Source organism: Streptomyces sp. W1SF4, assembly GCF_003950035.1.
Taxonomy (GTDB): Bacteria; Actinomycetota; Actinomycetes; order Streptomycetales; family Streptomycetaceae; genus Streptomyces; species Streptomyces racemochromogenes.
The window spans coordinates 5166273-5190990 of the sequence record NZ_CP034350.1; the positions used below are offsets into that span (position 1 = coordinate 5166273).

Below are 24718 nucleotides of genomic sequence, written 5' to 3' on the forward strand. Positions count from 1 at the left end.
TAGAATTTGACCCAACACCCGGCTGACCCGCCGGGTGGTGACCCGAGGAGCCACCTTGGCTGCTGAGCTGCACGTCGAGCTGGTCGCGGCGGACCGCAATGTCTGGTCCGGCGAGGCCACCCTGGTCGTCGCCCGCACCACGTCCGGCGACATCGGCGTCATGCCCGGTCACCAGCCGCTTCTCGGTGTGCTGGAATCGGGCCCGGTGACCATCCGTACCAGCGAGGGCGGCACTGTCGTCGCCGCGGTGCACGGCGGATTCATCTCGTTCGCGGACAACAAGCTGTCCCTGCTGGCCGAGATCGCCGAGCTCGCGGACGAGATCGACGTCCAGCGGGCGGAGCGGGCACTGGAGCGCGCGAAGTCGGAGGCCGACGCGGCCGCCGAACGTCGCGCCGATGTCCGGCTGCGCGCGGTCGCGGGGCACTGAGCCCCGTACCGAACAGTTTGATACCTCAGCCGCGGTCAGGTCCGGAATTTTCCGGACCGGGTCGCGGCTGAGGCGATGTACGTACTTTTGTTTGTGCGGTTTTCGATGAGCGAGGAGGTCGGTGAAGATGCTCCTCGCTCTGCTTGTGAGCGGCCTGGTCGTAGCCCTGGTGGTGATCGGGCTGTTCGTGTTCGGGCTGCGCCGCAGACTCATCCAGCGGTCCGGCGGGACCTTCGACTGCAGCATGCGCTGGGGCGTGGCCGAGGAGCCCGACGCCTCCGGCAAGGGCTGGGTCTACGGGGTCGCCCGCTACAGCGGTGACCGGATCGAGTGGTTCCGCGTCTTCTCGTACTCGCCCCGCCCGCGCCGGCTGCTGGAGCGTTCCTCCATCGAGGTGCTCGCGCGGCGTGCGCCCGAGGGCGAGGAGGAGCTGGCCCTGCTGTCCGACGCCGTCGTGCTCGGCTGTTCCCACCAGGGGACGCGCCTGGAGCTGGCGATGAGCGAGGACGCGCTGACCGGCTTCCTGGCGTGGCTGGAGGCGGCGCCGCCCGGCCAGAGGGTGAACGTGGCCTGACGCGGGCGACCGGTACGTGAGGAAGCCGGGGAGGCGGGGGACGGTCCCGCCTCCCCGGCTTCGTCGTACACCGGGCCGTGCAGGGCGTGGGGGTCAGCTCAGCCCGGTGTGGATCGCGTTCGCCAGTTCGCCGTTGGCGGTGTCCCCGCTGAACTCCCAGAAGAAGGCGCCCTTGAGGCCCTGGTTCTTCAGCCAGGTCATCTTCGAGGCGATGGTGGCGGGGGTGTCGTAGCTCCACCAGTTGCTGCCGCACTTGGCGTAGGCGGTGCCGGCGACGGTTCCGGTGGTGGGGCAGCTGGTCTTGAGGATCTTGTAGTCCTCGATGCCCTGCTCGTAGGTGCCCGGGGCGGGACCGGTGGCGGTGCCGCCGGGGGCGTCCTGGGTGACTCCGGTCCAGCCGCGGCCGTAGAAGCCGATGCCGAGGTTGAGCTTGGAGCCGGGGATGCCCTTGCCCTTGAGCTTGGTGATGGCGGCCTCGGAGTTGAAGCCGGCGATCGGGATGCCGGCGTAGGAGGTCAGCGGGGAGTGCGGGGCGGTGGGGCCCTTGGCGTCCCAGGCGCCGAAGAAGTCGTACGTCATGACGTTGTAGAAGTCGACGTACTGGGCGGCGCCGCCGTAGTCGGCGAGGTCGAGCTTGCCGCCGTTGGAGCCGTCGGCGGAGATCGCGGCGGTGACCAGGCTGGAGCCGCCGAACTTGGCGCGCAGGGCCGACATCAGGTTCTTGAAGGAGGCCGCCCCGCTGGTGTCGCAGGACAGGCCGCAGGCGTTGGGGTACTCCCAGTCGATGTCGATGCCGTCGAAGACGTCCGCCCAGCGGGGGTCCTCGACCAGGGCGTGGCAGGAGTCGGCGAAGGCGGCCGGGTTCTGGGCGGCCTGGCCGAAGCCGCCGGACCAGGTCCAGCCGCCGAAGGAGTAGAGGACCTTGATGTTCGGGTACTTGGCCTTGAGCTTGCGCAGCTGGTTGAAGTTGCCGCGCAGGGGCTGGTCCCAGGTGTCGGCGACGCCGTCGACGCTCTGGTCGGCGGTGTAGGCCTTGTCGTAGTCGGCGTAGGCGTCGCCGATGGTGCACTTGCCGTTCTGGACGTTGCCGAAGGCGTAGTTGATGTGGGTGATCTTCGCGGCGCTGCCCGAGGTGACGAGGTTCTTCACGTGGTAGTTGCGCTGGTAGACGCCCCAGTCGGTGAAGTAGCCGAGCTTGACCTTGGCGCCGGGGTCCGGATCGGTGCCGCCGCCGCCCGGGGTGGTGACCGTGAGCTCGCCCGAGGAGGGGCCGGTCTGGTCGGCGGTGTCACGGGCGGTGACCGCGTAGGTGTACGTGGTGCCCTTGGTCAGGCCGCCGTCGTTGAAGGTGGTGCCGGTGACGGTGGTGAGCTTGCCGCCGTTGCGGTAGACGTCGTAGTTCTTGACGCCCTTGTCGTCGGTGGCCGCCGTCCAGGACAGGGTCAGCGCGTTCTCGGTGACGCCGGTCGCGGTGGGGGTGCCGGGGGCGGAGGGCGGGTTGTCGGTGGGGTTGGTGCCGCCGTCGCAGGAGCCGCCGTTGATCTTGCAGCCGGAGGGGGCGCCGGCGCCGGTGCCGTTGAAGCCGAAGCTGACGGTGGCGCCGGGGGCCAGGGTGCCGTTCCAGCCGACGTTCTTGGCGGTCCAGTGGTTGCCCGAGCTGGTGACGGTGGCGTCCCAGGCGGAGGTGACCCGGGTGCCGGCCGGGTAGTCCCACTCCACGGTCCAGCTGCTGAGGGTGGTGGTGCCGGTGTTCTTCACCGTCCACTTGCCCTCGAAGCCGGAGCCCCAGTCGGAGACCTTGGTGTAGGTCGCGGTCGCGGAGGGAGCCGCCTGCGCCGGGCCGGCCAGGCCGACGAGGCCGGCGACGGGCAGGGCGAGGGCGGCCACGGTCGCGGCCAGCCTCCTGAACAGACGGTTGCGTGGGGGTGCTGTGCTCAAGGGTGCTCCTCCGTAGGTCCGTACCGATCGTGGGGCCGACCGGTACATGGGGGTGGGACCTGCGCCGCCCGTGAGCACGCCTCGTGTCGCTCTTTGTCATGGCACGCTCACCACAGTGATGCGGTGAGACTAGAAAGGTCTGGACCAAGCGTCAAGAGGTCCAGACCTTAGCTCCAGAGGCCGTCTAGATCCCCAACTCCTGCGCCAGTACGGCCGCTTGGACCCGGCTGCGCAGCTCCAGCTTCCCCAGCAACCTGCTGACGTGGGTCTTCACCGTGGCCTCCGCCATGTCCAGCCGCACGGCGATCTCCGCGTTCGACAGCCCCTCGCCCAGCGCCCCGAGCACCTCCCGCTCGCGCCGCGTCAGCGACTCCACCGCCGCGGCCGCCGCCGGCCGCACGGGAGCGCGTACCGCCTTCGGCGCCGCGAACTCGGCGATCAGCCGCCGGGTCACCGCCGGGGCGATCAGCCCCTCCCCGCGCGCCACCGTCCGCACCGCCGCGATCAGCTCCGCCGCGTCCGCGTCCTTCAGCAGGAAACCCGCGGCTCCCGCCCGCAGCGCGCCGAAGACGTACTCGTCCAGGTCGAAGGTGGTCAGGACCAGCACGTCCGCCAGCCCCCGCTCCACCACCTGCCGGGTGGCCGACACCCCGTCGAGCCTCGGCATCTGCACGTCCATGAGGACCAGGTCCGGCCGCAGCTCGTCCGCCAGCCGCACCGCCTCCTCACCGTCGGCGGCCTCTCCCACCACCTCGACGTCGCCCGCACTGCGCAGGATCAGCACCAGACCGGCCCGTACGGCCCGCTGGTCCTCGGCCACGAGCACCCTGATGGTCATGACTGCACCGCCCTCTCCTCGGCGGGCAGCACGGCCCGCACCTGCCACACCCTGTCCGCCGCGCCCGCCGTGAACGTCCCGCCCAGCAGCTCCGTACGCTCCCGCATGCCGATCAGCCCGGCCCCGGAACCCGGGGCGCGCGGGTCCGGCCGGTCCCCGTACGGGGAGTCCACCGCCACCGTCAGCAGCCCCGCGCCGTGCGCCACGCGGACCCGGACGGTACCGGGGGCGGCGTGCTTGAGGGCGTTGGTCAGCGACTCCTGCACGATCCGGTACGCCGCCAGCTCCACCGGCGCCGGCAGCGCCGCCCCGGTGGGCCGCTCGTCCGCCAGGACGAAGTCCAGCCCGCTCGCGGACCCGTTCGTACGGGCCTGCCCCAGCAGCGCCTCCAAGCCGTCCAGGGAGGGCACGGCGACGGCTTCCTGCTCCGCCCCCGCGTCCCGCAGCAGCCCGATCAGCCGCCGCATCTCCGCCAGCCCCTGCACGCTGTTCTCCCGGATCACCCCGAGCGCTTCGCGGCTGGTGGCGGGGGAGTCGATGGAGAGGGCGGCGGTGGAGTGGATGGCGATCGCCGAGAGGTGGTTGGCCACCATGTCGTGCAGCTCCCGCGCCATCCGGGCGCGCTCGGCCACCACGGCCTGGCTGCGGTCCATCTCGGCCAGCAGCGCCGTCTGCTCCGCGCGCAGCCGGGCGGCCTCGGCGGCCTCGCGGTGGTTGCGCAGGGTCGCGCCGGTCAGGGCCGGGGCGAAGCTGACGATGCCGGTGATCACGCCGATGAGCAGGGCCTGGGGGGTGCGCAGCCAGACCAGGGAGCCGATGGTGACGGCCACGGTGATCAGGCCGGTGCTGACCGGGAGCCGGCGGGCCATGGACGGCTTGCCGTAGACCACCGCGGCGTACATCAGGTCGGTGAAGATGATGACGCTGGCGATGTTGCCGAGGGTGAACTGGTCCGCGACGACGGCGAGGGTGCCGACGGACAGGGTGACGCGGGGCATGGTGCGGCGCAGCAGCTCCAGGGCGCCGAGCACCAGCAGCGGGACCAGCACCGCCCAGTCGGGCAGGGAGTGCCGGCTGGGCGTACTGTGCACGCCCAGCACCCACAGCAGCAGGCCGGCGAGCACGCTGACGGCGGCGAGCAGTACGTCGTCGCGGTGCGGGCGGGGGATCTTCGGGGGCACGCCCCCATCCAACACGGTCCGCCGCGGCGGGGCCTCGGTACCCGGGCTGAGAAGGCGCTACATCGAAGGATGCAGTGGGCTTTCGTCACTGGCGACGACGCGGCGGGGCGCGGCGGCCGGAACCCTTGGAGGAGAAGCGGAGGAACCGGGGAACGAAAGGAGGGCCGTCATGCTCGTCGGGCTGATCATCGCCTGTGAGGTCGGCTTCTGGGTGCTGCTGGCGGGCGGCCTGGCGCTGCGCTACCTGGCCGGAATGCCGCGGCTCGGGGCCGCGCTGCTGCTGGTGGAGCCGCTGCTGGAGCTGGTGCTGCTGGTGGCGTCCTTCGTCGACCTGAAGAACGGCGGCGAACCGAGCTGGCGGCACGGCGTCGCGGCGCTCTACATCGGCTACACCGTCGGCTACGGGCACTACACCGTGAAGTGGCTCGACGGGCACGCCGCCCACCGCTTCGCCGGGGGCCCGAAGCCGCCCGGAAGCCCGTACGGCAAGGCCCGCGCGGTCCACGAGTGGAAGCTGTGGGTGCGGACCATGGCCGCGGCCGCGGTCGCGTACGGACTGCTCCAGGCCGGGATCTGGTACATCGGCGCCGGCGCCGACACCGCCCAGCTGGAGGCCTGTCAGGGCATCGCCCTGAAGGTCGTCGCCATCCAGGCCCTGATCGCCGCGACCTACACGATCTGGCCCCGCAAGGCCCCGGCGGGCACGGCGGACCAGGACGCCCCCCTGGCCGAAACCAAGCGCTAGCGCTCCCCGCCGGGGACCCAGAGCACGTCGCCGGCTTCCTTGTTGGCCGTCCGCGCCAGGATGCTGTGCCGGCCCGGGGGGCGACCCCCGGACCCCCGGTGGGGCCGGGGTGCGGTCAGCGTTCCCCGCCGGGGACCCAGAGCACGTCGCCGGCTTCCTTGTTGGCCGTCCGCGCCAGGATGAAGAGGAGGTCGGAGAGGCGGTTGAGGTAGGTGGCCGTCAGGGGGTTCATCACCTCGCCGTGCTCCTCCAGCGCCGCCCACGTGGAGCGCTCCGCCCGGCGGACCACCGTGCAGGCCTGGTGCAGCAGGGCCGCGCCCGGGGTGCCGCCGGGGAGGATGAAGCTGCGCAGCTTCTCCAGCCGCCCGTTGAAGACGTCGCAGTCGGCCTCCAGCCGGTCCACGTAGAACTGCTCCACCCGCAGCGGCGGGTACTCCGGGTCCTCCACGACCGGCGTGCACAGGTCGGCGCCGACGTCGAACAGGTCGTTCTGCACGCGGACCAGGACCTTCACCACCTCCTGCGGCAGCGCACCCAGCGCGATCGCCGTCCCGATGGCGGCGTTGGCCTCGTTGGCGTCGGCGTACGCGGAGATCCGCAGGTCCGTCTTCCGGGTCCGGCTCATGTCCCCCAGGGCGGTCGTGCCCTTGTCGCCGGTACGGGTGTAGATGCGCGTCAGGTTCACCATGGCGCCAGCGTAGACGCGCCCGCCGCGGGCGTACCGCCCGGCGGGAGCCGGCGGCCCGGCACGACGGTGGCGGGATCCGAACTGTGGGGCCCCGTACGCCTCCTGGCCCGTACCAGTGTGATGTCCGTCATCTGAGACGTGACGCGTGTTACTTCGCGGTCACTGCGCCCCTCACGGGCGCTAGTCTCCGCCGGAGAGGCTACGAGGCCGGGTCGTACTGAGAACAACGAGGGGTGTGCAGTGGCTGGGAAGCTCGCCGTCATCGGCGCGGGACTGATGGGTTCCGGGATCGCTCAGGTCTCCGCTCAGGCGGGTTGGGACGTCGTCCTGCGGGACGTCACCGATGCCGCTCTGACCCGGGGCACGGACGGCATCAAGGCCTCGTACGACAAGTTCGTCTCCAAGGGCAAGCTGACCGCCGAGGACGCCGAGGCGGCCCTCGCGCGGATCACCACGACCACCGACCTCGACGCGGTCGCCGACGTGGACATCGTCGTCGAGGCCGTCTTCGAGAAGCTCGAGGTCAAGCACGACATCTTCCGCACCCTCGACAAGATCGTGCGCGAGGACGCCGTCCTGGCCTCCAACACCTCCGCCATCCCGATCACCAAGATCGCGGCCGTGACGGAGCGCCCGGAGCGGGTCGTCGGCGCGCACTTCTTCTCGCCCGTCCCGATGATGCAGCTCTGCGAGCTGGTGCGCGGCTACAAGACCAGCGACGAGACCCTCGCCACGACCCGCGCGTTCGCCGAGTCGGTCGGCAAGACCTGCATCGTCGTCAACCGCGACGTCGCCGGCTTCGTGACCACCCGCCTGATCTCCGCGCTGGTCGTGGAGGCCGCCAAGCTCTACGAATCGGGCGTGGCCACCGCCGAGGACATCGACATCGCCTGCAAGCTGGGCTTCGGGCACGCCATGGGCCCGCTGGCCACCGCCGACCTCACGGGCGTCGACATCCTGCTGCACGCCACCAGCAACATCTACACCGAGTGCCAGGACGAGAAGTTCGCGCCGCCGGAGCTGATGCGCCGCATGGTCGACGCGGGCGACATCGGCCGCAAGAGCGGCCAGGGCTTCTACAAGCACTGAGCACGAGCGTTCGAATCCCGGCACCCCCCAGGGGGTGAATTAGGTATCGGTTCGCTCACGGTCGGCAACTTCACCGCCCGCACGGCAGTCAGTTGCAGTGAGAGTTGCCGACCACGGACCCGTCGGACCACACGTACGCAGTAAAGCCGGGGAGCACACATGCACATCAGGGGCGACCACGCCGAACTCGCTGTCGGGGGCCGCCTCGACGTGCGCAGCGCGGCTGACGCCCGTACGGTCCTCCACACCGCCCTCGACGACGGCCACGGCGACCTCGTGCTCGACCTCACCGGCCTGGACTCCTGGGACGCGACCGGACTCGGCGTGATCATGGGGGCGCACCGGCGGGCCGGCCGGACCGGGCGGCGCCTGGTCCTGCGCGGGGTGCCCGACCGGATGCAGCGGCTGCTCGTCGCGACCCGGCTGCACCGCATCCTCGCGATCGAGGGCGGGCTGGAAGCGGAGTCCCTGCCCCGGGTGTGACCCGGGGAAAAAGGGGCTGCGCCCCCGGGGCGGGCTCGGTTTACATGGGTCCATGGTGTCCACCGACAGACTGCTGGCCTTCGCGGCCATGTCCCTCGTGCTGATCGTGATCCCCGGCCCCAGCGTGCTCTTCGTCGTCGGACGGGCGCTCGCCCAGGGCCGGCGGGCCGCGCTGACCACGGTGGCCGGGAACACGCTCGGAGCGTACGTGCTCGTCGTGGCCGTGGCGCTCGGCGTCGGAGCCGTCGTCGAACGCTCCGTCCTCGTCTTCACCGTCCTGAAGCTGGCCGGCGCCGCCTACCTCGTCCACCTGGGCGTCAAGGCCTTCCGCGGCCGCGGATCGCTGCGGGCCGCGGTCGCCGAGGCGGCCCCCGAGGCCCGCGGCACCCTGCGCACCCTCGGCGAGGGCTTCGCGGTCGGCGTCGCCAACCCCAAGACCATCGTCTTCTTCGCCGCCGTGCTGCCCCAGTTCGTCGACCGCGAGCAGGGCCACGTGATGCTCCAGATGCTGCTGCTCGGCCTGGTCTTCAACCTGATCGCGATCGTCTTCGACAGCCTCTGGGGCCTGGCCGCCGCCACCACCCGCGACTGGTTCGCCGGATCCCCGCGCCGCCTCTCCCTGATCGGCGGCACCGGCGGGCTCGCCATGATCGGCCTCGGCGTCACCGTCGCCGTGACCGGCCGCAAGGACTGACCGCAAGGACTGACCGCGAGGACCGGCCGCGAGGACCGCAGGCGGGAAGCGTGGCGGTCCGGTGGTGAAGGCACCCCGGCGGTGACGGCGGCCCCGTCCACGGTCTAGGGTCGGGCGAAACCGGACCGGTGGCGACGACGACGTGAGCGGGCGCCGGGCACGACGAAGACGGCGGCGGGCGCGCGGCGCGATCGGGGGGACAGGGGCATGGAGCGTACTCAGGGGCAGCCGGGCCAGGACGAACGGGCCGCGGCGGGCCGCCCGGCCGGGACACCGGCGGCGGCTCCGGCGGCGGCTCCGGCGACCGCGCCGGCCAAGACCGCGCCGGCCAGGACCGCGCCGGCCAAGTCCGCGCCGGCCAGGACCCCGGCGTCGGGATCCGCCGCGCAGGCGCCGGCCCCCGCCCGCGTCGTGACCCTGACCAGCGGGGAGTTCACCCTCACCGTCAACCCCGTCGACGGCAGCGAGATCGAGCCCCTGCGGCCCGAGGCCCGCCCGGCGGCCGGCCGCCGCCCCGCCAAGCGCTCCGCCGCCTCCCGCGCCGACCGGGACGCCGCCGCGCGCCCGCCCGTACTGCCCGGACCGCCCGTGCCCGCCCTGCCGCTCCTGGCGCGCGCGGACGAGCGGGAGCGGCTCGTACGCCTCCTCGGGCGCGGCCGCTCCGTACGGCTGACCGGGCCCGCCGGATCCGGCCGCACCGTCCTCCTCGACGCGGTCGCCGCCGACTGCGCGGACCTCGCGCCCGACGGGGTCGTCCGCCTCAGCGGCCACGGCAGGCAGCAGCCCGCCGAACTGCTCCACACCCTGTACGCCACCGTGTACGACACCCGGGACGAGCGCCCCGACCGTACGCAACTCCTCGCGGGCGTCGCCGAGATCGGCGCGATCGTGCTCCTCGACGACCTCGAGCTCGGCGGCGCCGCCCTCGACGAGCTGCTGCGCGCCACACCCGAATGCGCCTACCTGCTCGCCGCCGCCCCCGACGCCAAGGCCCCCTCCGACGACGCGCACCTGGAGGAGGTCTTCCTCGGCGGGCTCGGCCGGGCCGACTGCGCACGGCTGCTGGAGGCCGCCACCGGCAGGCCGCTCACCGACGAGGAGACGGCCTGGGCGGAGGACCTGCGGTTCGCCTCCGAGGGGCTGCCGCTGCGCTTCGTGCAGGCCGCCGCACTGCTGCGGCAGCGCGACGAGCTCAACGGGGGCTCCGCCGACGACGAGGACGACGAGCCCGGGGTCTTCGAGGAACGCCCCCGCGACCCCTCCCACGTGCCGCTGCCCACCCTGGCCCAGGCCGCCGCGCCCGCCGAGCTGCTGGCGTCCCGGGTGAGCGAGTCGGCCCGGGCCGCCCTGCGGAGCGCCTGCGCCCTGGGCGGGGAACTCCCGCACCACGCCCACCTGCCCGCGCTGGTCGGCGACACGCACGCCGACGCCGCCGTCGCGGAACTCCTCGGCTGCGGCCTGATCACCCCCGTCGGGCCCCGCTACCGGCTCGCGGAGGGGGTCGCACGGCAGCTGGAGGAGGCCGGGTACGGGGAGAGCGCCACCGAGGAGGCGCGTACCGCCGCCCGGCACTACGCCTGGTGGACCGGGCACGCCTCGGTGACCCCGGAGCGGGTCGCGGCGGAGGCCGACGCGGTGCTCGCCGCGCTGGGCGGGGCCGATGTGGTGGCCGCCGTGCTGCTGGCCCGCACGGCCGCCCCTGCGCTGGCGGCGGCGCCGTCCTGGGAGGCCTGGGGGCGGGTGCTGCGCTCGGGCGCGGAGGCCGCGCGGAAGGCGGGGGAGGTCGCGGAGCAGGCGTACTTCCACCACGAGCTCGGCGTCCTCGCGCTGTGCGAGGGGCGTCTGGACCGGGCGCGGGCGGAGCTGGAGGCCTCGATCGGGCTGCGCGGGGCGCTGGCCGACAAGCGCGGCACGGTCGCCGGGCGGCGGGCGCTGGCGCTGGTCACCGACCGGGACCGGGAGGCGAGGGGGGCCCAGGCCTCGCCGCCGCTGCGGCTGGAGGCCCCGCCGGTCCTGGCCGCGCTGCCGCCGGGCACGGGCGCGGGTACGGGTACGGGCGCGGGCACGGGCGCGGGCGCCGTGGCGAAGCAGGCCGGCTCCGAGGCGGTCACCCAGGTGACCCCGGTGATCGGGAAGCCGGCCGGGTCGCCCGCGACCCTGTCCCAGGTCTACGCGGACGCGTTCACGGCGGCGCCGCAGCCGGGCCCGGCCCCGGCGCCGGCGCCGTTCGTGCGGCGCCCCGAGCCCGGACCCGGCCGGCCGCGCAAGACGGTGCTGCTGGCCGCCGCCGGGGCGCTGACGGTGGTGGCGCTCGGCACGGTCGTCGGCCTGTCGCTGACGGCGGGGGAGGACCCGGAGCAGCCGGTGGAGCCGACCGTGTCCTCGACCCCGGACGCGCCTGCGGTGACCCCGCCGCGGGTTCCGGGGAACAGCGGGAACGATTCGCCGGCGGAGCCGGTGGTTCCGCCGGGGGCGGGGAGCGACCCGACCCGGGGCGGGGGCTCCGCGCCCACGACCCCGCCGCCGGCCGGGACGCCGGGTCCGCAGCAGCCGGGACCGGACCCGACCCCGCCGGCCACGACGCCGCCGCCGGCGACGACGCCGCCCCCGGCGACCACTCCGCCGCCCACGACGCCCTCACCGACACCGCCGACGACGCCCCCGGTCACGCCGACGGGGCCGGCCACCCCGACGACGTCGACTAGCTCGACGGAGGCCCAGTCCCCGCCGGCGTCGGGGTCCCCGAAGACCATCTGACCGCCCGGGGGCCGATGCCGCTGCGCGGGGCCGTCCCCTACCCGCCCCTCCACCGTTCCCTGGGGCTCCGCCCCAGACCCCGTGCCTCAAACGCCGGCGGGGCTGAATTCTCCAGGCCGCCGGGCGGCCTGGAGCGCACGCGGCGCGCTTCCAGCCCCGCCGGCGTTTGAGGCGCGGGCGCGGTAGCGCCGTGCAGTGACCCGCACCGGCGCGCGCAGCGCCAGCCCCCCAGCCGCGCCGGCGCCTGAGGCGACAACGGCCCCCCGAGCCGCAGGGGCTCGGAGGGCCGAGGGGAACGACGGGCCGCAGACGGCGGCGAAGAGAGGCCGGACCCCGCCCGACGGCCGCCGAACGGAGTCTGGCGCAGCGGCGCGAAGCCGGTGAGGCGCCCAGGCGCCCAGCCGCGCGAGCGGCGCGTCAAAAGGATCAGAACAGGCGGAGCTTGTCGTCCTCGATGCCGCGGAGGGCGTTGTAGTCGAGCACCACGCAGTCCATCCCGCGGTCGTTGGCCAGGACCCGGGCCTGCGGCTTGATCTCCTGCGCCGCGAAGACGCCGCGCACCGGCGCGAGGTGCGGGTCGCGGTTCAGCAGCTCCAGGTAGCGGGTCAGCTGCTCGACGCCGTCGATCTCGCCGCGCCGCTTGATCTCCACCGCCACCGTCGCGCCGGCGGCGTCCCGGCACAGGATGTCGACCGGGCCGATCGCCGTCATGTACTCGCGCCGGATCAGGGTGTAGCCCTCACCCAGCGTGTCGATGCGGTCGGCCAGCAGCTCCTGGAGGTGCGCCTCGACGCCGTCCTTGATGAGGCCGGGGTCCGTGCCCAGCTCGTGGGAGGAGTCGTGGAGGACTTCCTCCATGGTGATGATGAGCTTCTCGCCCGCCTTGTTGACCACGGTCCAGACGCTCGCGTCGTCCCCGGTCCCCTCCTTGAGGGTGCACGGAGGCGACATCCAGTTGAGCGGTTTGTACGCCCGGTCGTCCGCGTGGATCGAGACACTGCCGTCGGCCTTCACGAGGATCAGACGGGGTGCCGAGGGCAGATGGGCGGTGAGCCGGCCCGCGTAGTCGACGGAGCAGCGGGCAATGACGAGACGCATGGTCGGCAACGCTACTCGACCGACGGGCCTCCACGCGATTCGCCCCTGAAAGCCCCGTTCGCCGATGGCGCGTTGTATGCGCATTCTCCTGGTGCGTCACCCTGTGGGCGCCTACCGTGGTGAGCGGGAGGTTGTCGAGCGTGCACACTGCGTCGCGGCCTCCCTCCCTGCCCGTAGGACCCAGGCAGCCCAAACTGCCTGGGTCACGAGAGGAGAACCCATGTCGCTCGACGTCTCACCGGCCCTACTCGAACAGGCCGAGCGAGGCGAGGTCGACGAAGCCGCCTTCGTCGACTGCGTCCGGACCTCCCTGCCTTACGCATGGGAGATGATCAGCTCGTTGGTGGCCCAGCTGGAGGTTGAGGGCGGAGAGTTCGCCGACAACCAGACGCCGCCGCCGGACGAGCAGGCGCGCGGGCAGCTGCTGCGCGCGCTCGCGAGTGACGCGATACGGGGTGCGCTGCAGCGGCACTTCGGGGTGCGCCTGGCGTTCCAGAACTGCCACCGTGTGGCCGTGTTCCCGCTGGATCCCTCGGTGGACGACCGGCTGGCCAAGTTCACCTCGATCCGCGGCCAGCTGCTCAACCAGTCCCCGGAACTTCGGGACTGCTAGCGGTACCGGTACTCCGCTGCCGCTCCGTGTCGCGGGAGGTGCGACTGGCACAGGAGCGGCAGCCCCAGGCCCCGTACGGGGTCACACCAGCAGGGGGAGGACCTCCGAGCCGAGGCGGCGGACGTTGTCCTCCGTGGCGGCGAGGTCACCCGACCCCTCCGTCAGCAGGGCGAAGCGGGTGATGCCCGTCCGTTCCGACGTCTGCGCCAGCCGGTCCGCCGCCAGGGCGGGGCTGCCGACGGGGTGCAGTGAGCACAGCAGTTCCGTGTACGCGTGCGGGTCCCGCATCGCGCGCTGCCGGCCGTCCACCGTCACGTGGGCGCCCAGGCCCTGGCGCAACCAGCCCGGCATCGACTTCAGCAGGGTCTCGCGCGCGTCGGCCGAGTGGTCCGCCAGCTGGCAGACCCCGGCCGACACGTGCCCGGCGGCCCGCACGGACTCCGGCGGGTGCCCGTGCGCCAGCGCGGTCCGTCGCCACAGCGCGACCTGCTCGGCCTTCTCCTCGTCCCCGCTGTGCATGCCCAGCAGCATCGGCAGCCCGCGCTCCGCGGCCAGCCGTACCGACGCCGGGGAGGTGCACGCGACGATCACTTCCGGCCCCGTCCCGTCACCGTCCAGCGCCTCGGACGGGCGCGGTACGACGGCCACCTCGCGGAAGGAGTGCCGCGGCCCGGCCGCCCCCACCCTGGGCTCCGCCAGCCAGCGCCGCAGCAGGTCGAGGTCCTCCGGGAAACCGCTCTCGTACGCCTCCAGGCCCGCTCCGAGCACCTCCAGGTCCACCCACGGCCCGCCGCGCCCCACCCCCAGGGTGAACCGGCCCCCCGAGGTGACGTGCAGCAGGGCCGCCTGCTCGCCCAGGGCCACCGGATGCGTGTTCGGCAACACGCTCACCGCCGTGCCCACCCGCAGCCGCCGGGTCCGGCCCAGCAGCAGGGCCGCCAGGGTCACCGCCGACGGGCAGACCCCGTACGGCACGAAGTGGTGCTCGGCGACCCAGACCGAGTCCAGCCCGGACTCCTCCGCCACCTCGGCGGTCCGCACCGCCCGGTGCAGTGCCTCGCCCTGTCCCTGACCAGGGAACTGGGCCGCCAGTACAAACGCTCCTACGCGCATCATCGCCCTTAGCCTCCTCGCGGCTGACGCGGCCTCCCCCAGGCGGACCGACTCGTCGACGGCATCGACGTCTGCTGGCAACAACGTCTGACACGTGCCAAAGGCACGGCCTGACAGGAAAGTTATTGAGATTGTCGGGCCAGCTCCCCGCGGAGGGCCTGCGTCCACCAGCCACCCTGCGGGTACCCCGGCTCGCTGCGCGTAGTCTGGGAGAAAGTCACTGTCGCCCGCCCCTTCGTGAGGTATACGTGTCACCGCGCCACAACCGCCCCAGGGGCGGCGAGACTCCGGACGAACGACCCGGCACCGGCCTCGACCGGTTCGGCCTGGAGCGCACCGAGGAGTACCTGGGCGAGGACTGGAAGGTCCGGCACGTGGCGGGGGCCGGTGCGGCGGGCAAGCGCTACCGCTGCCCCGGCTGCGACCAGGAGATCCCCGCGGGCACCCCGCACCTGGTGGCGTGGCCCGAGTACGGCGGCGTCGACGACCGCCGGCACTGGCACAAGGCCTGCTGGAACGCGAAGGACCGCCGCACCTCCAAGGTGCAGCGGTCCCGCAACGCTCCCCGGTACTAGAGGAAGCCCGTCACACGTCCCGGCGGCGCACCACCACGTAGGACGCGACGACCGCGCCGGCCGTCACCACCAGCAGCAGGACGAGCTGGACCACGTTGCTGGGGGCCGACCGGCCCTCCATGTCGACGCCCTGCAACCCGAAGAGCTGCACCAGTCCCACCGGGGCGTTGTAGCGGAGCACCAGCCCCCCGAGCGACGAGGTGACCGGCCAGGAGGTCAGTATCGCCCCGAGCACCGGCGGCATCGTGACCACGCCGAGCATGACCGCGATCCCGCCCGCGGAGTGCCGTACCAGCGCCCCGACCGCGAGCGCGAGGACGCCCAGCAGGGTCACGTAGAAGGAGCCGGCGACCGCGCCCGTCCAGTCGCTCAGGCCGTGCACCCCGGCGGCGGGTCCGTTGTGCAGGACCGCGGCCCACAGGCCGACGAACAGCACCGAGCCCAGGGTGACGAGGAACGCGCAGGTGCCGAAGACCAGGTACTTGGCGGTGAGCACCCGCAGCCGCTCGGGGGCGGCGGTGAAGGTGGTGCGGATGAGGCCGGTGCCGAACTCGGAGGAGATCGTCAGCACGCCCAGCACGATCACCGACACCTGGCCGGCCATCAGCCCGAACAGGGCGGGACCGGTGAAGGGGAGGTACTGGTAGTCGGCGGCCCCGGTCTGGAGCACGGCGATCATGCCGACGCCGACGACCAGCGCCACGAGGGAGCCGAGCGTCCACAGGGTGGAGCGCACGGAGGTCAGCTTCGTCCACTCCGAGGCGATGGCGTGCCCCAGGTGCGGCCGGGGCGTGGGCAGGGGCGAGCTGTACGCCCGCGGCTGCTCCGCGCTCGCCGCGGGCGGGCCGGCGGGGGTGGGGGTCATCGGTGTTCCTCGGGGGTGTTCTCGGAATCGCGGGCCAGATCGGCGGCGCTGCCCGGCATCAGGAAGGGGCGCCCGGATCCGGGGGGCGGGGGAGCGAAGAAGCTCGCCGCGGTCTCCACGGGGACGGCCGCCTCCTCCTCCCATTCCGGGACGGTCAGCGGCTCGGGCTCCCAGAGCTCGGCGCGGGGGTCCTCGGTGGAGGTGTACTCGACGGAGGACTGCGTCATCCGCATGTAGGCCTCCTCCAGCGAGGCCCGGTGCGGGGAGAGCTCCCACAGCCGTACGCCGGCCTCGTGCGCGAGGTCGCTGACGCGCGGCAGCTCCAGCCCGGTGACGCGCAGCGCCCCGTCGGGCTCCTGGAGGACCCGGCCGCCCGCCCGGGTCAGGGCGGAGGCGAGGGAGGTCCGGCCGTCGGAGCCGTCGGAGGCGGGGCCGGCGGCGGCACGCACCCGCGCGAATCCGGCCGAATTGTGCGTGATGAAGTCCTGGGTGCTCATGTCGGCCAGCAGCCGGCCCCGGCCGATCACGATCAGGTGGTCGGCGGTGAGGGCCATCTCGCTCATCAGGTGCGAGGAGACGAAGACGGTCCGGCCCTCGGAGGCCAGCTTACGCATGAGGTTGCGGACCCAGAGGATGCCCTCGGGGTCGAGGCCGTTGACCGGCTCGTCGAAGAGCAGCACCTGCGGGTCGCCGAGCAGGGCGGCCGCGATGCCCAGGCGCTGGCCCATGCCGAGGGAGAAGCCCTTGGTGCGTTGGCGGGCGGCGTCCTGGAGGCCGACCACGCCGAGGACCTCGTCCACGCGCTTCTCGGGGATCCCGGAGAGCTGGGCGATGGACAGCAGGTGCGTGCGGGCCCGGCGGCCGCCGTGCACGGCCTTGGCGTCGAGCAGGGCGCCGACGTGCCGCTGGGCGTTCGGCAGCTCCCGGAAGGGGAGGCCGTTGATCGTGACGCGGCCGGAGGTGGGCCGGTCCAGCCCGAGGACCATGCGCATGGTGGTGGACTTGCCGGAGCCGTTGGGTCCGAGGAAGCCCGTCACGTGGCCCGGCTTGACCTGGAAGGACAGCTGGTCGACGGCGGTCTTGGCGCCGAAGCGCTTGGTCAGGCCGACTGCCTCGATCATCCTCGTGCCCCTTGCCAGCCGGGACGGCTCTCGCCCGCGTACGCCTTAAGAGGATATCGGGGCCCGTGCGGTTCCCTTCCGGGCCGGATCCCTGAGGTGCCCCTGAGATCCGACCCGGGGATGTCCCGTAGTACTCGGGGTGTCCGTCGTGGGACGGACACCCCGTGTCACGGCGTGGCGGTCAGGCGTCCCGCTTCGCGAGGGTGAGGTAGCCGGCGGCGATGGCGGCGAGCGACCACAGCGCCATGATCCCGAGCCCGCCCCAGGGTCCGTAGGGCGCGTCGGAGTCCGGCGAGGCGACGGTCTGCATGATCGCGGAGCCCGCCATGTTGGGCAGGTACGCGGCGATCTTGCGGGTGGCGTCGACCAGGCTGAGCACGATCGGCAGGATCAGGACGAAGGTGATCAGGAGCGAGATCGCGGCGGCCGAGTTCCGCAGGACCATCGAGATCCCGATGGCGAACGCGGCGAGCAGGGCCAGGTACAGGCCGACGCCGATCACGGCGCGCAGGACGTTCTCCTCGCCGAGCGCGGTCTTGTGGTCGCCGAGGAGGGCCTGGCCCAGGAAGAAGGACAGGAAGCCGGTGGCCAGGCCCACGACCAGGGCGAGGCCGGTGGCCACGGTGACCTTGCCCAGCAGCAGGGTGCCGCGCCGGGGCACGGCCGCGAGCGAGGTGCGGACCATGCCCGTCCCGTACTCGCTGCCGACGACCATCGCACCGAAGACCAGCATGGCCAGCTGGCCCAGCATCATCCCGGAGAAGCTCATCTGCGTGGCGTCGAAGGTGATCTGCGAGGCCTTCGGCATGTCCTCGAAGGTCGCGTTGACCACGGCGCACAGCCCGGCGCCCATGGCGACGGTGACCAGCAGCGTGGTGGCCAGGGTCCAGCTGGTCGAGGCGACGGTGCGGATCTTGGTCCACTCGGACCGGAGGACGGCGGAGTAGGCCACCTCACTCACCGCCCTTGCGGGTCGCCTCGAAGCCGGCGCCCCACGCGGGGCCCGCGGGCGGGGGTACGGCCGCGCCGGGCGCGTGGGCGTGGTATTCGACGGAATCCGCCGTCATGCGCATGAACGCTTCCTCGAGTGAAGCCCGTTGCGGGCTGAGTTCGTGCAGCACGATCTGGTGCTGGGCCGCGAGTTCGCCGAGCCGCTCGGCTTCGACGCCGTCGATCTCCAGGGTGCCGGTGGCGGGCACGCTCACCGCGTTGATGCCGGCCTCGTGCAGCACGTCCTTGAGGCGTTCCTGCTGCGGCGAGCGCAACCGTACGTAACTGCGGGAGTTCTGGCGGATGAAATCAGACATGGACATGTCGGCAAGGAGCTTTCCCTGTCCGATGACGATCAAATGGTCTGCGGTCAACGCCATTTCGCTCATCAAGTGGGAGGAGACGAAGATCGTTCTCCCTTCCGAGGCCAGCCCCTTCATAAGATTGCGGATCCAGAGAATTCCCTCGGGGTCCAGACCATTGACCGGTTCGTCGAACATGAGGATCTCCGGATCTCCCAGCAGGGCAGCGGCGATTCCCAGCCGCTGGCCCATTCCGAGCGAAAATCCTTTCGACTTCTTCTTGGCCACGGCCGTCAGGCCGACCAGGTCCAGCACCTCGGCCACCCGTCGCTCCGGGATCCGGTTCGACTGGGCCAGGCAGAGCAGGTTGTTGTACGCGCTGCGACCGCCGTGCATGGCTTTCGCGTCCAGCAGCGCACCGATGTGCTTCAGCGGTTCCGGCAGGTCCCGGTAGTGCTTCCCGTCGATCCGGACCGTGCCGCTCGTCGGGCGGTCGAGGTCGAGCATCATGCGCATGGTCGTGGACTTCCCCGCCCCGTTGGGGCCGAGGAAGCCGGTCACCACCCCCGGTCTGACCTGGAAGCTGAGGTTGTCCACGGCGGTCTTCGCGCCGAATCGTTTCGTAAGGCCCTCGAGCTCGATCATGCGGCCACGCTAGAACGCCCAGGGGCCGTACGCCACCTCAAAAAGGTGACATACGGCCCCTGATGTGCCGATTTCGCTACCAGCGGGTAGACGGCGGCGTACGCACGGGCGTACTAACGGCTCTGCTGCGCCGGGACGCCCCGGGTGACCGGCTCGTCGTCGATCGGGGAGCCGGCGGCGGCCACGGCCGCGCCCGTCAGCGTCGCCAGCATCTCGCGGACGTTGGTCAGCTGGGCGTTGATGGAGTCGCGGCGGTTGGTCAGCGCCGCCAGCTCGCGCTCGGACTCGCTGCGGATGCGGTCGGCCTTGGCGTTGGCGTCGGCCACGATGTCCTCGGCCTGGCGCTGCGCGGTCTCCACCGTCTGGCGGGCCCGGCGCTCGGCGTCCGTACGCAGCTTCTCGGCCTCCAGCCGCAGCTGCTCGGCCCGGTGCTCGATCTCCGCCAGCCGCTTCTCGGCCTTCTGCTGACGCGAGGCCAGGTCGCGCTCCGACTGCTCGCGGCGCTTGGCCAGGTTGGTCTCGAAGTCCGCGGCGGCCTGGGCGGCCTTGGCGCGGGTCTCCTCGAACAGGGCGTCGGCCTCCTCGCGCTTGGAGGCCGCGTCCTTCTGGGCCTCGGCGCGCAGGGCGGCCGCGTCGCCCTTGGCCTTCTCGACGATGCGGACGCCCTCGTCCTCCGCGTTCGACTTCCGGTCCGCCGCGAACGACTCGGCGTCGTTGCGCACCTGCTGGGCCGCCGACTCGGCCAGCTCACGGTGCTGCTCGGCCGCACGACGGGCCTCCTCGCGCAGGTCCTTCGCCTCCTCCTCGGCCAGCCGCAGGATCTTCTCGACCCGGGCGCCGAGACCGGCGTACGACGGCTCGGCGTCGCTCACCTGGGCCTGGGCGTTCTGCGTTTCGAGGTGCAGCTCCTCGATCCGCTTTTCCAGAGAGTTGATACGTCCTAGGGCGCTGTCGCGGTCGGAGACCAGCTTGGTAATGCGGTCGTCCACCTGACCGCGGTCGTAACCACGCCGCACGAGCTCGAAGCCGAAGGGGGAGGAAGTGTCGCTCATGGGGTTCCTGTCGAATGAGACCGATGAGGTGCTACGTGAGGTGTTAAGGGGAATCCTAGGCGCCAGGGCGGCGTGTCATCGAGTCAATCCGGGTTTGCCCTGGACAATGACACCCCTTTTGAGTGGCAAGGCGACGGAATGATTGTCACTCCTTCGACTGAACCTCCCTCAGAAGCACACATCCTGTCTTCTGACTACCCCTCTGACACCTTGCCACCCGAACGAGTGGACCCCGCTGATGCGCCGGCCTTCACGCCCCCCGCGCCCTGGCCGCCCAATGCGGGCTTTCCGCCACCCGAAGGTGCCTCGAATGATTCCAACGCCTCAAGAACGTCCTGGACACGGGAGATCTCCGCCTGAATGTCCTCGCGCCTGCGCACCAGGACCTCCAGCTCGCGACGGCCCTCGTCGACCAGCCGCTCCGCCTCCGCCGTCGCCTCCGCGAGCACCTTCTCGGCCTGCCGCGACAGCTCCGCCTTCTTCGTCTCGGCCTCCTTCAGCAGCGCCTCGGCCTTGCGCACGGCCGCGATGCGGACCTTGCTCGCCTCGCTGCTCGCGTCCGACACCAGCTCCTTGGCCTTCGCCTCCGCCTCGGCACTCTGCTCCGTCGCCGCGCGGACCAGCTTGTCCACGCGCTCGCCGGCCGACTTCATCTGCTCCGCCGACTCCCGGCGGGCACGCTCGTGCAGCTCCTCCACCTCGGACTCGACGCGCGAACGCAGCTCCTCCGCCCGCTCCCTTATGGCGGCCGCGTCCGTACGCGCGCCGACCAGCAGCTCGTCCGCGTCCGTGCGGGCCTTCTCCACCGTGGAGTTGCCCTCCACGGTCGCCTCCGACGTGATGCGCGCGGCCTCCTTGCGGGCGGCGTCGACCATCGCGTCGGCCTGCTCCTCGGCCGCCGTCGTGGCGGCGAGGGCCTGCCGGGCCGCCTCCGAGGTCAGCTTGTCCGCCTCCGCGGCTGCCTCCGTGATGAGCCGGTCGACCTGCTCCGCGGCCTCCGTACGCCGCTTGTTGGCCTCCTCGCGGGCCTCGTCCAGCAGCCGCTCGGACTCCTCGCGCGTCGTGGTACGGGTGCGCTCAGCGTCGGCCGCCGCCTCCGCCTTCACCCGCTCCGCCTCGGACCGGGTACGGGTCGCGTGCTCCTGCGCCGAGGCCAGCGCCTCCGCCGCCTCCGCGCGCAGCCGCTCCGCCTCGGCGGCAGCCTCGCCGACCGTGCGCTCGTTGTCCTTGCGGGTCTGCTCGGTGAGCTTGTCCGCCTCGGACGCCGCCTCGGTGATGAGCCGGTCCGCCTGCTCCGCGGCCTCGGTACGCAGCCGGTTGCCCTCGGCACGCGCCTCGTCCAGGGTCTGCTCGGCGTCCCGCTCGGCGGCCTCCAGCGTCTCGTTGGCCGCGGCCGTGACCCGCTCCGCCTCCGCCGTGGCCTCGCCGATGATCCGGCCGCCCTCGGTACGGGCCTCCTCCAGCGTCCGCGCCGCCTCCGCGACGAGCCGCTCGGCCTCCGCGGCGGCCTCGGCGACCGTGCGCTCGTTGGCCGCGCGGGTCTCCTCGACGAGCCGGTCGCCCTCGGCGCGCGACTCCACCAGGATCCGCGCCGAATCGCGCTCGGCGGCGGCCAGGGTGTCGGCCGCCTGCGTCTTGAGGGCGGCGGCCCGCGCCTCGCCCTCCTCCAGGACGCGTGCCGCCTGCGCGCGCAGCCGCTCGGCCTCCGCGGCCGCCTCGGCGATCGTGCGCTCGCTGTCCTCGCGGGTCTGCTCGGTGAGCCTGTCCGCCTCGGACGCCGCCTCGGTGATGAGCCGGTCCGCCTGCTCGGCGGCCTCGGTCCGCAGCCGGTTCGCCTCGGCGCGGGCCTCGTCCAGGGTGCCCGCGGCCTCGGCGCGGGTGGCGTCCGCCGCCTCGACGGCCTCCGCGGTGAGCCGCTCGGCCTCCGCCCGGGCGTCGGCGACCGTGAGCTCGTTCGCCGCGAGGGTCTCCCCGGTGAGGCGCTCCGCCTCCGCCTCGGCCTCGGCCACGATCCGGGCGCCCTCGGCGCGCGAGGCCTCCAGGGACTCCGCAGCCTCGCCCCGGATCCGGTTCGCGTCGTCCCGGGCGTCCGCCCGGGTCCGCGCCGCGTCCCGCTCGGACGCCGCCAGGGCGTCCGTCGCCTCGGTGCGCACCCGCTGCGCGTACTCGGCCGTGTCGGCCCGCAGCTGCTCGGCCTCGGCGATCGCGTCGCCGACGGTCCGCGCCGCCAGCTCCTTCGCCGCGTCCGTCTCCACCCGGGCCTCGCTGCGCACCCGCGCGGCGTCCTCGGCCGCGCGCTCGCGCTCCGCGTGGGCGTCGGCGCGGACCCGGTCCGCCTCCTCCTCCGCCTCGGTGCGGGTACGGGCCGCCGCGTGCTCGGCCGCGCTGCGCAGCCCGCTGATCTCCTCCTCGGCCTGCTCGTGCAGCCCGGCCACGGAGTCGCGCACCTGCTGCGCGGTGGCCTCGGCCGCCGCGACCAGCTCCGCCGCGCGGCGCTCCGCCTCCTCGGTCAGGCGCGCCGCCTCGGCCTGCGCCTCCTCCGAGCGCTTGCGGGCCTGCGCCAGCAGCTCCTCGTTCTGCTCACGGGCCTGCGCCCGCTCGTTGCCCGCGTCCGTCCGGGCCGCCGACAGGGTCTCCTCGGCCTCCCGGCGGCGCCGCGCGGCCTCCTCCTGGGCGGCCGCGAGGGCCTCCGCGGCCTCCTCGGCGACCCGCTCGGCCGCCGCCTTCGCCTCGGCGCGCAGCCGGTCCGCGGTCTCCTGCGCCTCGGTGCGCACCCGCTCGGACTCGGCCTCCGCCTCGGCGCGCAGCCGTACGGAGACCAGCTCGGCCTCCGCGCGGACCCGGCCGGCGTCCTGCGCGGCCTCGGCGCGCAGCTGCTCGGACTCCGCCTCCGCCTGCGCCTGGAAGGTGCGGATCCGCTCTGCCGACTCGGCGCGCAGCCGGTCGTTCTCCTCCGTGGTCTCCTTGCGGATGTTCTCCGCCGCCAGGCGGGACTCGCGCAGCGTCTGCTCCGCCGACGCCAGCCGGGCCTCGGCGTCCGACTGCAGCCGGGCCAGCTCCGCGTCCGCCTCGGCGCGCTTGGCCGCCAGGGCCTGCTCGGTCTCCTCGCGGCGCGCCCGTACGGCGGCGTCCGTCTCGGCGGTCAGGGCCTCGGCCCGCTCCTCGGCCTCCGCGCGCAGCCGCTCGGCCTCCGCGCGGGTCCGCTCCAGGGTCTCCTCGGCCTGCCGGCGCAGGGTGGTGGCCCGCTCCACGGCCTCGGCACGGACCCGCTCGCTCTCGGCGGCCGCGCCGGAGCGCAGCTCGTCGGCGTCCGCCTTGGCCTTGCCCAGCAGCTCCTCGGCGGTCTTGGCCGCCTCCTCGATCTGCCCGACGGCCTCGCGGCGGGCCTCGCCCCGGATCCGCTCGCCCTCGGCGACGGCCTCGGCGCGCAGCTGCTCGGCCTCGCCGCGCAGCCGCCTCGCCTCCGCCTGGAGTTCGACCGTGCGGGCCCGGTACTCCTCCGTGTCGTCCTTCGCGGCGCCCTTGAGCTCGTCGGCCGTGGCCGCCGCCTGGGCGCGCAGCCGGTCCGCCTCGGCCTCCGCCTCGCGGCGGATCCGCTCGGCCTCCTCGGACGCGGCGCGGGTCGTCGCCCGGGCGTCCTCCGAGGCCTTGTTCAGTACGTCCTCGGCGGTGCGGGCCGCCTTCGCCAGCTGAGCCGCCGTGTCCTCGGCGGCGGCCGTACGGGCCTGCTCGCCGGCCTCGGTGCGCAGCCGCTCCGCCTCCGCGCGGGCGTCGGCCAGCGCGTGCTCGGCCTCGGCCTTGAGCGCCTCGGCCTCCTTCGTGGCCTCGCCGACCAGCCGGGCGACCTGCTCCTTGGCGGTGCGGGTGCGCTGGTCGTTGACGGACTCCGCCGAGGCGAGCTGCCGGGCGGCGCTCTCCTTGGCCTCCGCGAGGAGCTTCTCGGCCTCGGCCCGGGCGGCGCGCAGCGCCGTGTCGGCCTCCTGGACGCGGGCCTCGGCGACCCGGCCGAGGTCCATGGTCTGCTGCCGGGTCTGCTCGGCCTCGGCGGTGGTGGTGGAGCGCAGCCGCTCCGCGTGCTCGGTGGCCTCCTGGGCCTGCGCGGAGGCGGCGGCCAGCAGCCGCTCGGCCTCCTTGCGGGCGCGCAGCAGTGCCGACTCGGCCTCGGCGCGCGCGGCCTCGGCGTCGGCGGCGAGCCGGCGGCGGGCCTCCTCGGCGGTCCGGGCGGCCTCGGCGCGGGCGGCGTTCAGCGCCTGCTCGGCCTCGGCGCGGGACTCCTCCATGAGCCGGCGGGCCTGGGCCTCGGTCCGGGCGCGCAGCTGCTCGGCCCAGGCGACGTTCTCGTTGACGTGCGCCTCGACGGTCTGGCGGCGCTCGTTGAGCTCCTGGTCCAGACGCTGGCGCCGGTTGACGGCCTCGGCGTGCAGCTCGGCCTGCAGGCGCGCCTGGTGCTCGGCGTGCTCCTGGAGGATCCGCTGGGTCTGCGCCCGGGCGTCGCGCAGCTCGCGCTCGGCGTCGGAGCGCATCTGGTCGGCCTGAACCTGGGCGTTGCGCAGCAGCTGCTCCGCCTGGTAGCCCATGTCCGCGCCGTCGTAGGCAGGACGGGACGCGAGCGCGCGCCGCACCTCATGCAGCTTGGCGCGCAGCACCTCGACCTGGTACCCGAGGTCCTCGGCGTGCTGGACGGCCTTCCCGCGCTCCTTCTTCAGCCGCTCCATCTCGGCTTCGAAGCGCGTGAGATGGTCGGCTTCGGCCTGATGGCTCTCCTGGCTTTCGTAGCCCCGCACAGCGCGGTCCCATCCGTCCCCTGGTCGCAAGCTCACTCCCAAATGAGCATCGCTCGCCCGCTGAACGACGCCCCCGGGGGAATGGTGTCAGATGTCGGGGCAGGGCTCTCGGCCCCGACCCCGTTCCGCACCGAACCCCGGCC

21 protein-coding genes are annotated in these 24718 nt (G+C 73.4%); 9 read left to right on the forward strand and 12 right to left on the reverse strand.

Translation table 11 applies throughout. The features are described 5' to 3' along the window. Positions 1 to 55 precede the first annotated feature (55 nt). Positions 56 to 430, forward strand: coding sequence for a F0F1 ATP synthase subunit epsilon (locus tag D1J60_RS24275; RefSeq protein ID WP_007266595.1), 375 nt, complete (start codon positions 56 to 58; stop codon positions 428 to 430). Between the two features lie 127 nt (positions 431 to 557). Continuing rightward, a complete protein-coding gene (locus tag D1J60_RS24280; protein WP_125600436.1) occupies positions 558 to 1004 on the forward strand; it encodes a DUF2550 domain-containing protein in 447 nt (148 codons plus the stop codon). 93 nt (positions 1005 to 1097) lie between these two features. On the opposite strand, the gene D1J60_RS24285 is transcribed toward D1J60_RS24280, so the two are convergent. The 3 genes from D1J60_RS24285 to D1J60_RS24295 form a co-directional block, all read right to left on the reverse strand. After that, positions 1098 to 2990 carry a glycoside hydrolase family 18 chitinase gene (locus tag D1J60_RS24285; protein WP_241253383.1) on the reverse strand — a complete coding sequence of 631 codons (1893 nt, stop codon included), beginning with the start codon at positions 2988 to 2990 and terminating at the stop codon, positions 1098 to 1100. Positions 2991 to 3126: 136 nt separating this feature from the next. Next, complete coding sequence (locus D1J60_RS24290; RefSeq protein ID WP_125603345.1) at positions 3127 to 3780, reverse strand: response regulator transcription factor; 654 nt, start codon at positions 3778 to 3780, stop codon at positions 3127 to 3129. Then, on the reverse strand, positions 3777 to 4961 hold the full coding sequence (locus D1J60_RS24295; protein WP_241253384.1) for a histidine kinase: 1185 nt from the start codon (positions 4959 to 4961) through the stop codon (positions 3777 to 3779). Before D1J60_RS24295 ends, D1J60_RS24290 begins: the two co-directional genes overlap by 4 nt. Before the next feature lie 169 nt (positions 4962 to 5130). On the opposite strand from D1J60_RS24295, the gene D1J60_RS24300 reads away from it, so the two are divergent. Beyond that, the gene (locus D1J60_RS24300) at positions 5131 to 5706 is read left to right on the forward strand and encodes a hypothetical protein (protein WP_125822520.1); all 576 of its coding nucleotides are present in this window, start codon (positions 5131 to 5133) and stop codon (positions 5704 to 5706) included. 115 nt (positions 5707 to 5821) lie between these two features. On the opposite strand, the gene D1J60_RS24305 is transcribed toward D1J60_RS24300, so the two are convergent. Continuing rightward, positions 5822 to 6394, reverse strand: coding sequence for a cob(I)yrinic acid a,c-diamide adenosyltransferase (locus D1J60_RS24305; protein ID WP_125822521.1), 573 nt, complete (start codon positions 6392 to 6394; stop codon positions 5822 to 5824). A 240-nt stretch (positions 6395 to 6634) separates the two neighbouring features. On the opposite strand from D1J60_RS24305, the gene D1J60_RS24310 reads away from it, so the two are divergent. From D1J60_RS24310 to D1J60_RS37395, 4 genes are all read left to right on the forward strand, one after another. Further along, positions 6635 to 7483: a 3-hydroxyacyl-CoA dehydrogenase family protein gene (locus D1J60_RS24310; protein ID WP_125603341.1), complete on the forward strand. Its 849-nt coding sequence runs from the start codon at positions 6635 to 6637 to the stop codon at positions 7481 to 7483. Positions 7484 to 7642: 159 nt separating this feature from the next. Further along, positions 7643 to 7966, forward strand: a complete 324-nt coding sequence (locus tag D1J60_RS24315) for an STAS domain-containing protein (protein WP_125603340.1) — start codon at positions 7643 to 7645, stop codon at positions 7964 to 7966. Between the two features lie 52 nt (positions 7967 to 8018). Continuing rightward, entirely contained in the window at positions 8019 to 8660 is a 642-nt protein-coding gene (locus D1J60_RS24320) for a LysE family translocator (RefSeq protein WP_125822522.1), read from the forward strand. A 207-nt stretch (positions 8661 to 8867) separates the two neighbouring features. Continuing rightward, positions 8868 to 11417: an ATP-binding protein gene (locus D1J60_RS37395; RefSeq protein WP_164720961.1), complete on the forward strand. Its 2550-nt coding sequence runs from the start codon at positions 8868 to 8870 to the stop codon at positions 11415 to 11417. A gap of 426 nt (positions 11418 to 11843) precedes the next feature. On the opposite strand, the gene nucS is transcribed toward D1J60_RS37395, so the two are convergent. After that, positions 11844 to 12515 carry an endonuclease NucS gene (gene nucS / locus D1J60_RS24330; protein ID WP_206436563.1) on the reverse strand — a complete coding sequence of 224 codons (672 nt, stop codon included), beginning with the start codon at positions 12513 to 12515 and terminating at the stop codon, positions 11844 to 11846. 220 nt (positions 12516 to 12735) lie between these two features. On the opposite strand from nucS, the gene D1J60_RS24335 reads away from it, so the two are divergent. Further along, positions 12736 to 13128 carry an SCO5389 family protein gene (locus D1J60_RS24335; RefSeq protein WP_125594540.1) on the forward strand — a complete coding sequence of 131 codons (393 nt, stop codon included), beginning with the start codon at positions 12736 to 12738 and terminating at the stop codon, positions 13126 to 13128. Between the two features lie 81 nt (positions 13129 to 13209). Here D1J60_RS24335 and D1J60_RS24340 read toward each other — a convergent pair whose 3' ends face one another. Further along, entirely contained in the window at positions 13210 to 14241 is a 1032-nt protein-coding gene (locus D1J60_RS24340) for an LLM class flavin-dependent oxidoreductase (RefSeq protein WP_125594556.1), read from the reverse strand. Between the two features lie 248 nt (positions 14242 to 14489). On the opposite strand from D1J60_RS24340, the gene D1J60_RS24345 reads away from it, so the two are divergent. Then, positions 14490 to 14816 (forward strand): ATP/GTP-binding protein, encoded by a 327-nt coding sequence (locus D1J60_RS24345; RefSeq protein WP_125822525.1) that lies wholly within the window; start codon positions 14490 to 14492, stop codon positions 14814 to 14816. Between the two features lie 10 nt (positions 14817 to 14826). On the opposite strand, the gene D1J60_RS24350 is transcribed toward D1J60_RS24345, so the two are convergent. The 6 genes from D1J60_RS24350 to scy all read right to left on the reverse strand — a co-directional run bounded on the left by D1J60_RS24350 (position 14827) and on the right by scy (position 24575). Beyond that, a complete protein-coding gene (locus D1J60_RS24350) occupies positions 14827 to 15681 on the reverse strand; it encodes an ABC transporter permease (protein WP_125594542.1) in 855 nt (284 codons plus the stop codon). Continuing rightward, positions 15678 to 16802: an ABC transporter ATP-binding protein gene (locus D1J60_RS24355; RefSeq protein WP_125822526.1), complete on the reverse strand. Its 1125-nt coding sequence runs from the start codon at positions 16800 to 16802 to the stop codon at positions 15678 to 15680. The genes D1J60_RS24350 and D1J60_RS24355 overlap by 4 nt, the downstream gene beginning before the upstream one ends. Positions 16803 to 16983: 181 nt before the next feature. Beyond that, positions 16984 to 17763: an ABC transporter permease subunit gene (locus D1J60_RS24360; protein ID WP_185899211.1), complete on the reverse strand. Its 780-nt coding sequence runs from the start codon at positions 17761 to 17763 to the stop codon at positions 16984 to 16986. After that, on the reverse strand, positions 17756 to 18739 hold the full coding sequence (locus D1J60_RS24365; RefSeq protein WP_125822527.1) for an ABC transporter ATP-binding protein: 984 nt from the start codon (positions 18737 to 18739) through the stop codon (positions 17756 to 17758). Before D1J60_RS24365 ends, D1J60_RS24360 begins: the two co-directional genes overlap by 8 nt. 113 nt (positions 18740 to 18852) lie before the next feature. Beyond that, complete coding sequence (locus D1J60_RS24370) at positions 18853 to 19791, reverse strand: hypothetical protein (protein WP_007266614.1); 939 nt, start codon at positions 19789 to 19791, stop codon at positions 18853 to 18855. A 194-nt stretch (positions 19792 to 19985) separates the two neighbouring features. Further along, positions 19986 to 24575: a polarized growth protein Scy gene (gene scy / locus D1J60_RS24375; RefSeq protein WP_206436564.1), complete on the reverse strand. Its 4590-nt coding sequence runs from the start codon at positions 24573 to 24575 to the stop codon at positions 19986 to 19988. Positions 24576 to 24718 lie beyond the last annotated feature (143 nt).

Bases quoted from the DNA above. Each gene is read 5' to 3' on its own strand.
- D1J60_RS24335 (WP_125594540.1), top strand. From the start codon at position 12,736: ATGTCGCTCGACGTCTCACCGGCCCTACTCGAACAGGCCGAGCGAGGC.
- D1J60_RS24290 (WP_125603345.1), bottom strand. From the start codon at position 3,780: ATGACCATCAGGGTGCTCGTGGCCGAGGACCAGCGGGCCGTACGGGCC.
- nucS (WP_206436563.1), bottom strand. From the start codon at position 12,515: ATGCGTCTCGTCATTGCCCGCTGCTCCGTCGACTACGCGGGCCGGCTC.
- D1J60_RS24365 (WP_125822527.1), bottom strand. From the start codon at position 18,739: ATGATCGAGCTCGAGGGCCTTACGAAACGATTCGGCGCGAAGACCGCC.
- D1J60_RS24300 (WP_125822520.1), top strand. From the start codon at position 5,131: ATGCTCGTCGGGCTGATCATCGCCTGTGAGGTCGGCTTCTGGGTGCTG.
- D1J60_RS24370 (WP_007266614.1), bottom strand. From the start codon at position 19,791: ATGAGCGACACTTCCTCCCCCTTCGGCTTCGAGCTCGTGCGGCGTGGT.
- D1J60_RS24320 (WP_125822522.1), top strand. From the start codon at position 8,019: ATGGTGTCCACCGACAGACTGCTGGCCTTCGCGGCCATGTCCCTCGTG.
- D1J60_RS24315 (WP_125603340.1), top strand. From the start codon at position 7,643: ATGCACATCAGGGGCGACCACGCCGAACTCGCTGTCGGGGGCCGCCTC.
- D1J60_RS24355 (WP_125822526.1), bottom strand. From the start codon at position 16,802: ATGATCGAGGCAGTCGGCCTGACCAAGCGCTTCGGCGCCAAGACCGCC.
- D1J60_RS24350 (WP_125594542.1), bottom strand. From the start codon at position 15,681: ATGACCCCCACCCCCGCCGGCCCGCCCGCGGCGAGCGCGGAGCAGCCG.
- D1J60_RS37395 (WP_164720961.1), top strand. From the start codon at position 8,868: ATGGAGCGTACTCAGGGGCAGCCGGGCCAGGACGAACGGGCCGCGGCG.
- D1J60_RS24280 (WP_125600436.1), top strand. From the start codon at position 558: ATGCTCCTCGCTCTGCTTGTGAGCGGCCTGGTCGTAGCCCTGGTGGTG.
- D1J60_RS24340 (WP_125594556.1), bottom strand. From the start codon at position 14,241: ATGCGCGTAGGAGCGTTTGTACTGGCGGCCCAGTTCCCTGGTCAGGGA.
- D1J60_RS24305 (WP_125822521.1), bottom strand. From the start codon at position 6,394: ATGGTGAACCTGACGCGCATCTACACCCGTACCGGCGACAAGGGCACG.
- D1J60_RS24285 (WP_241253383.1), bottom strand. From the start codon at position 2,990: ATGTACCGGTCGGCCCCACGATCGGTACGGACCTACGGAGGAGCACCC.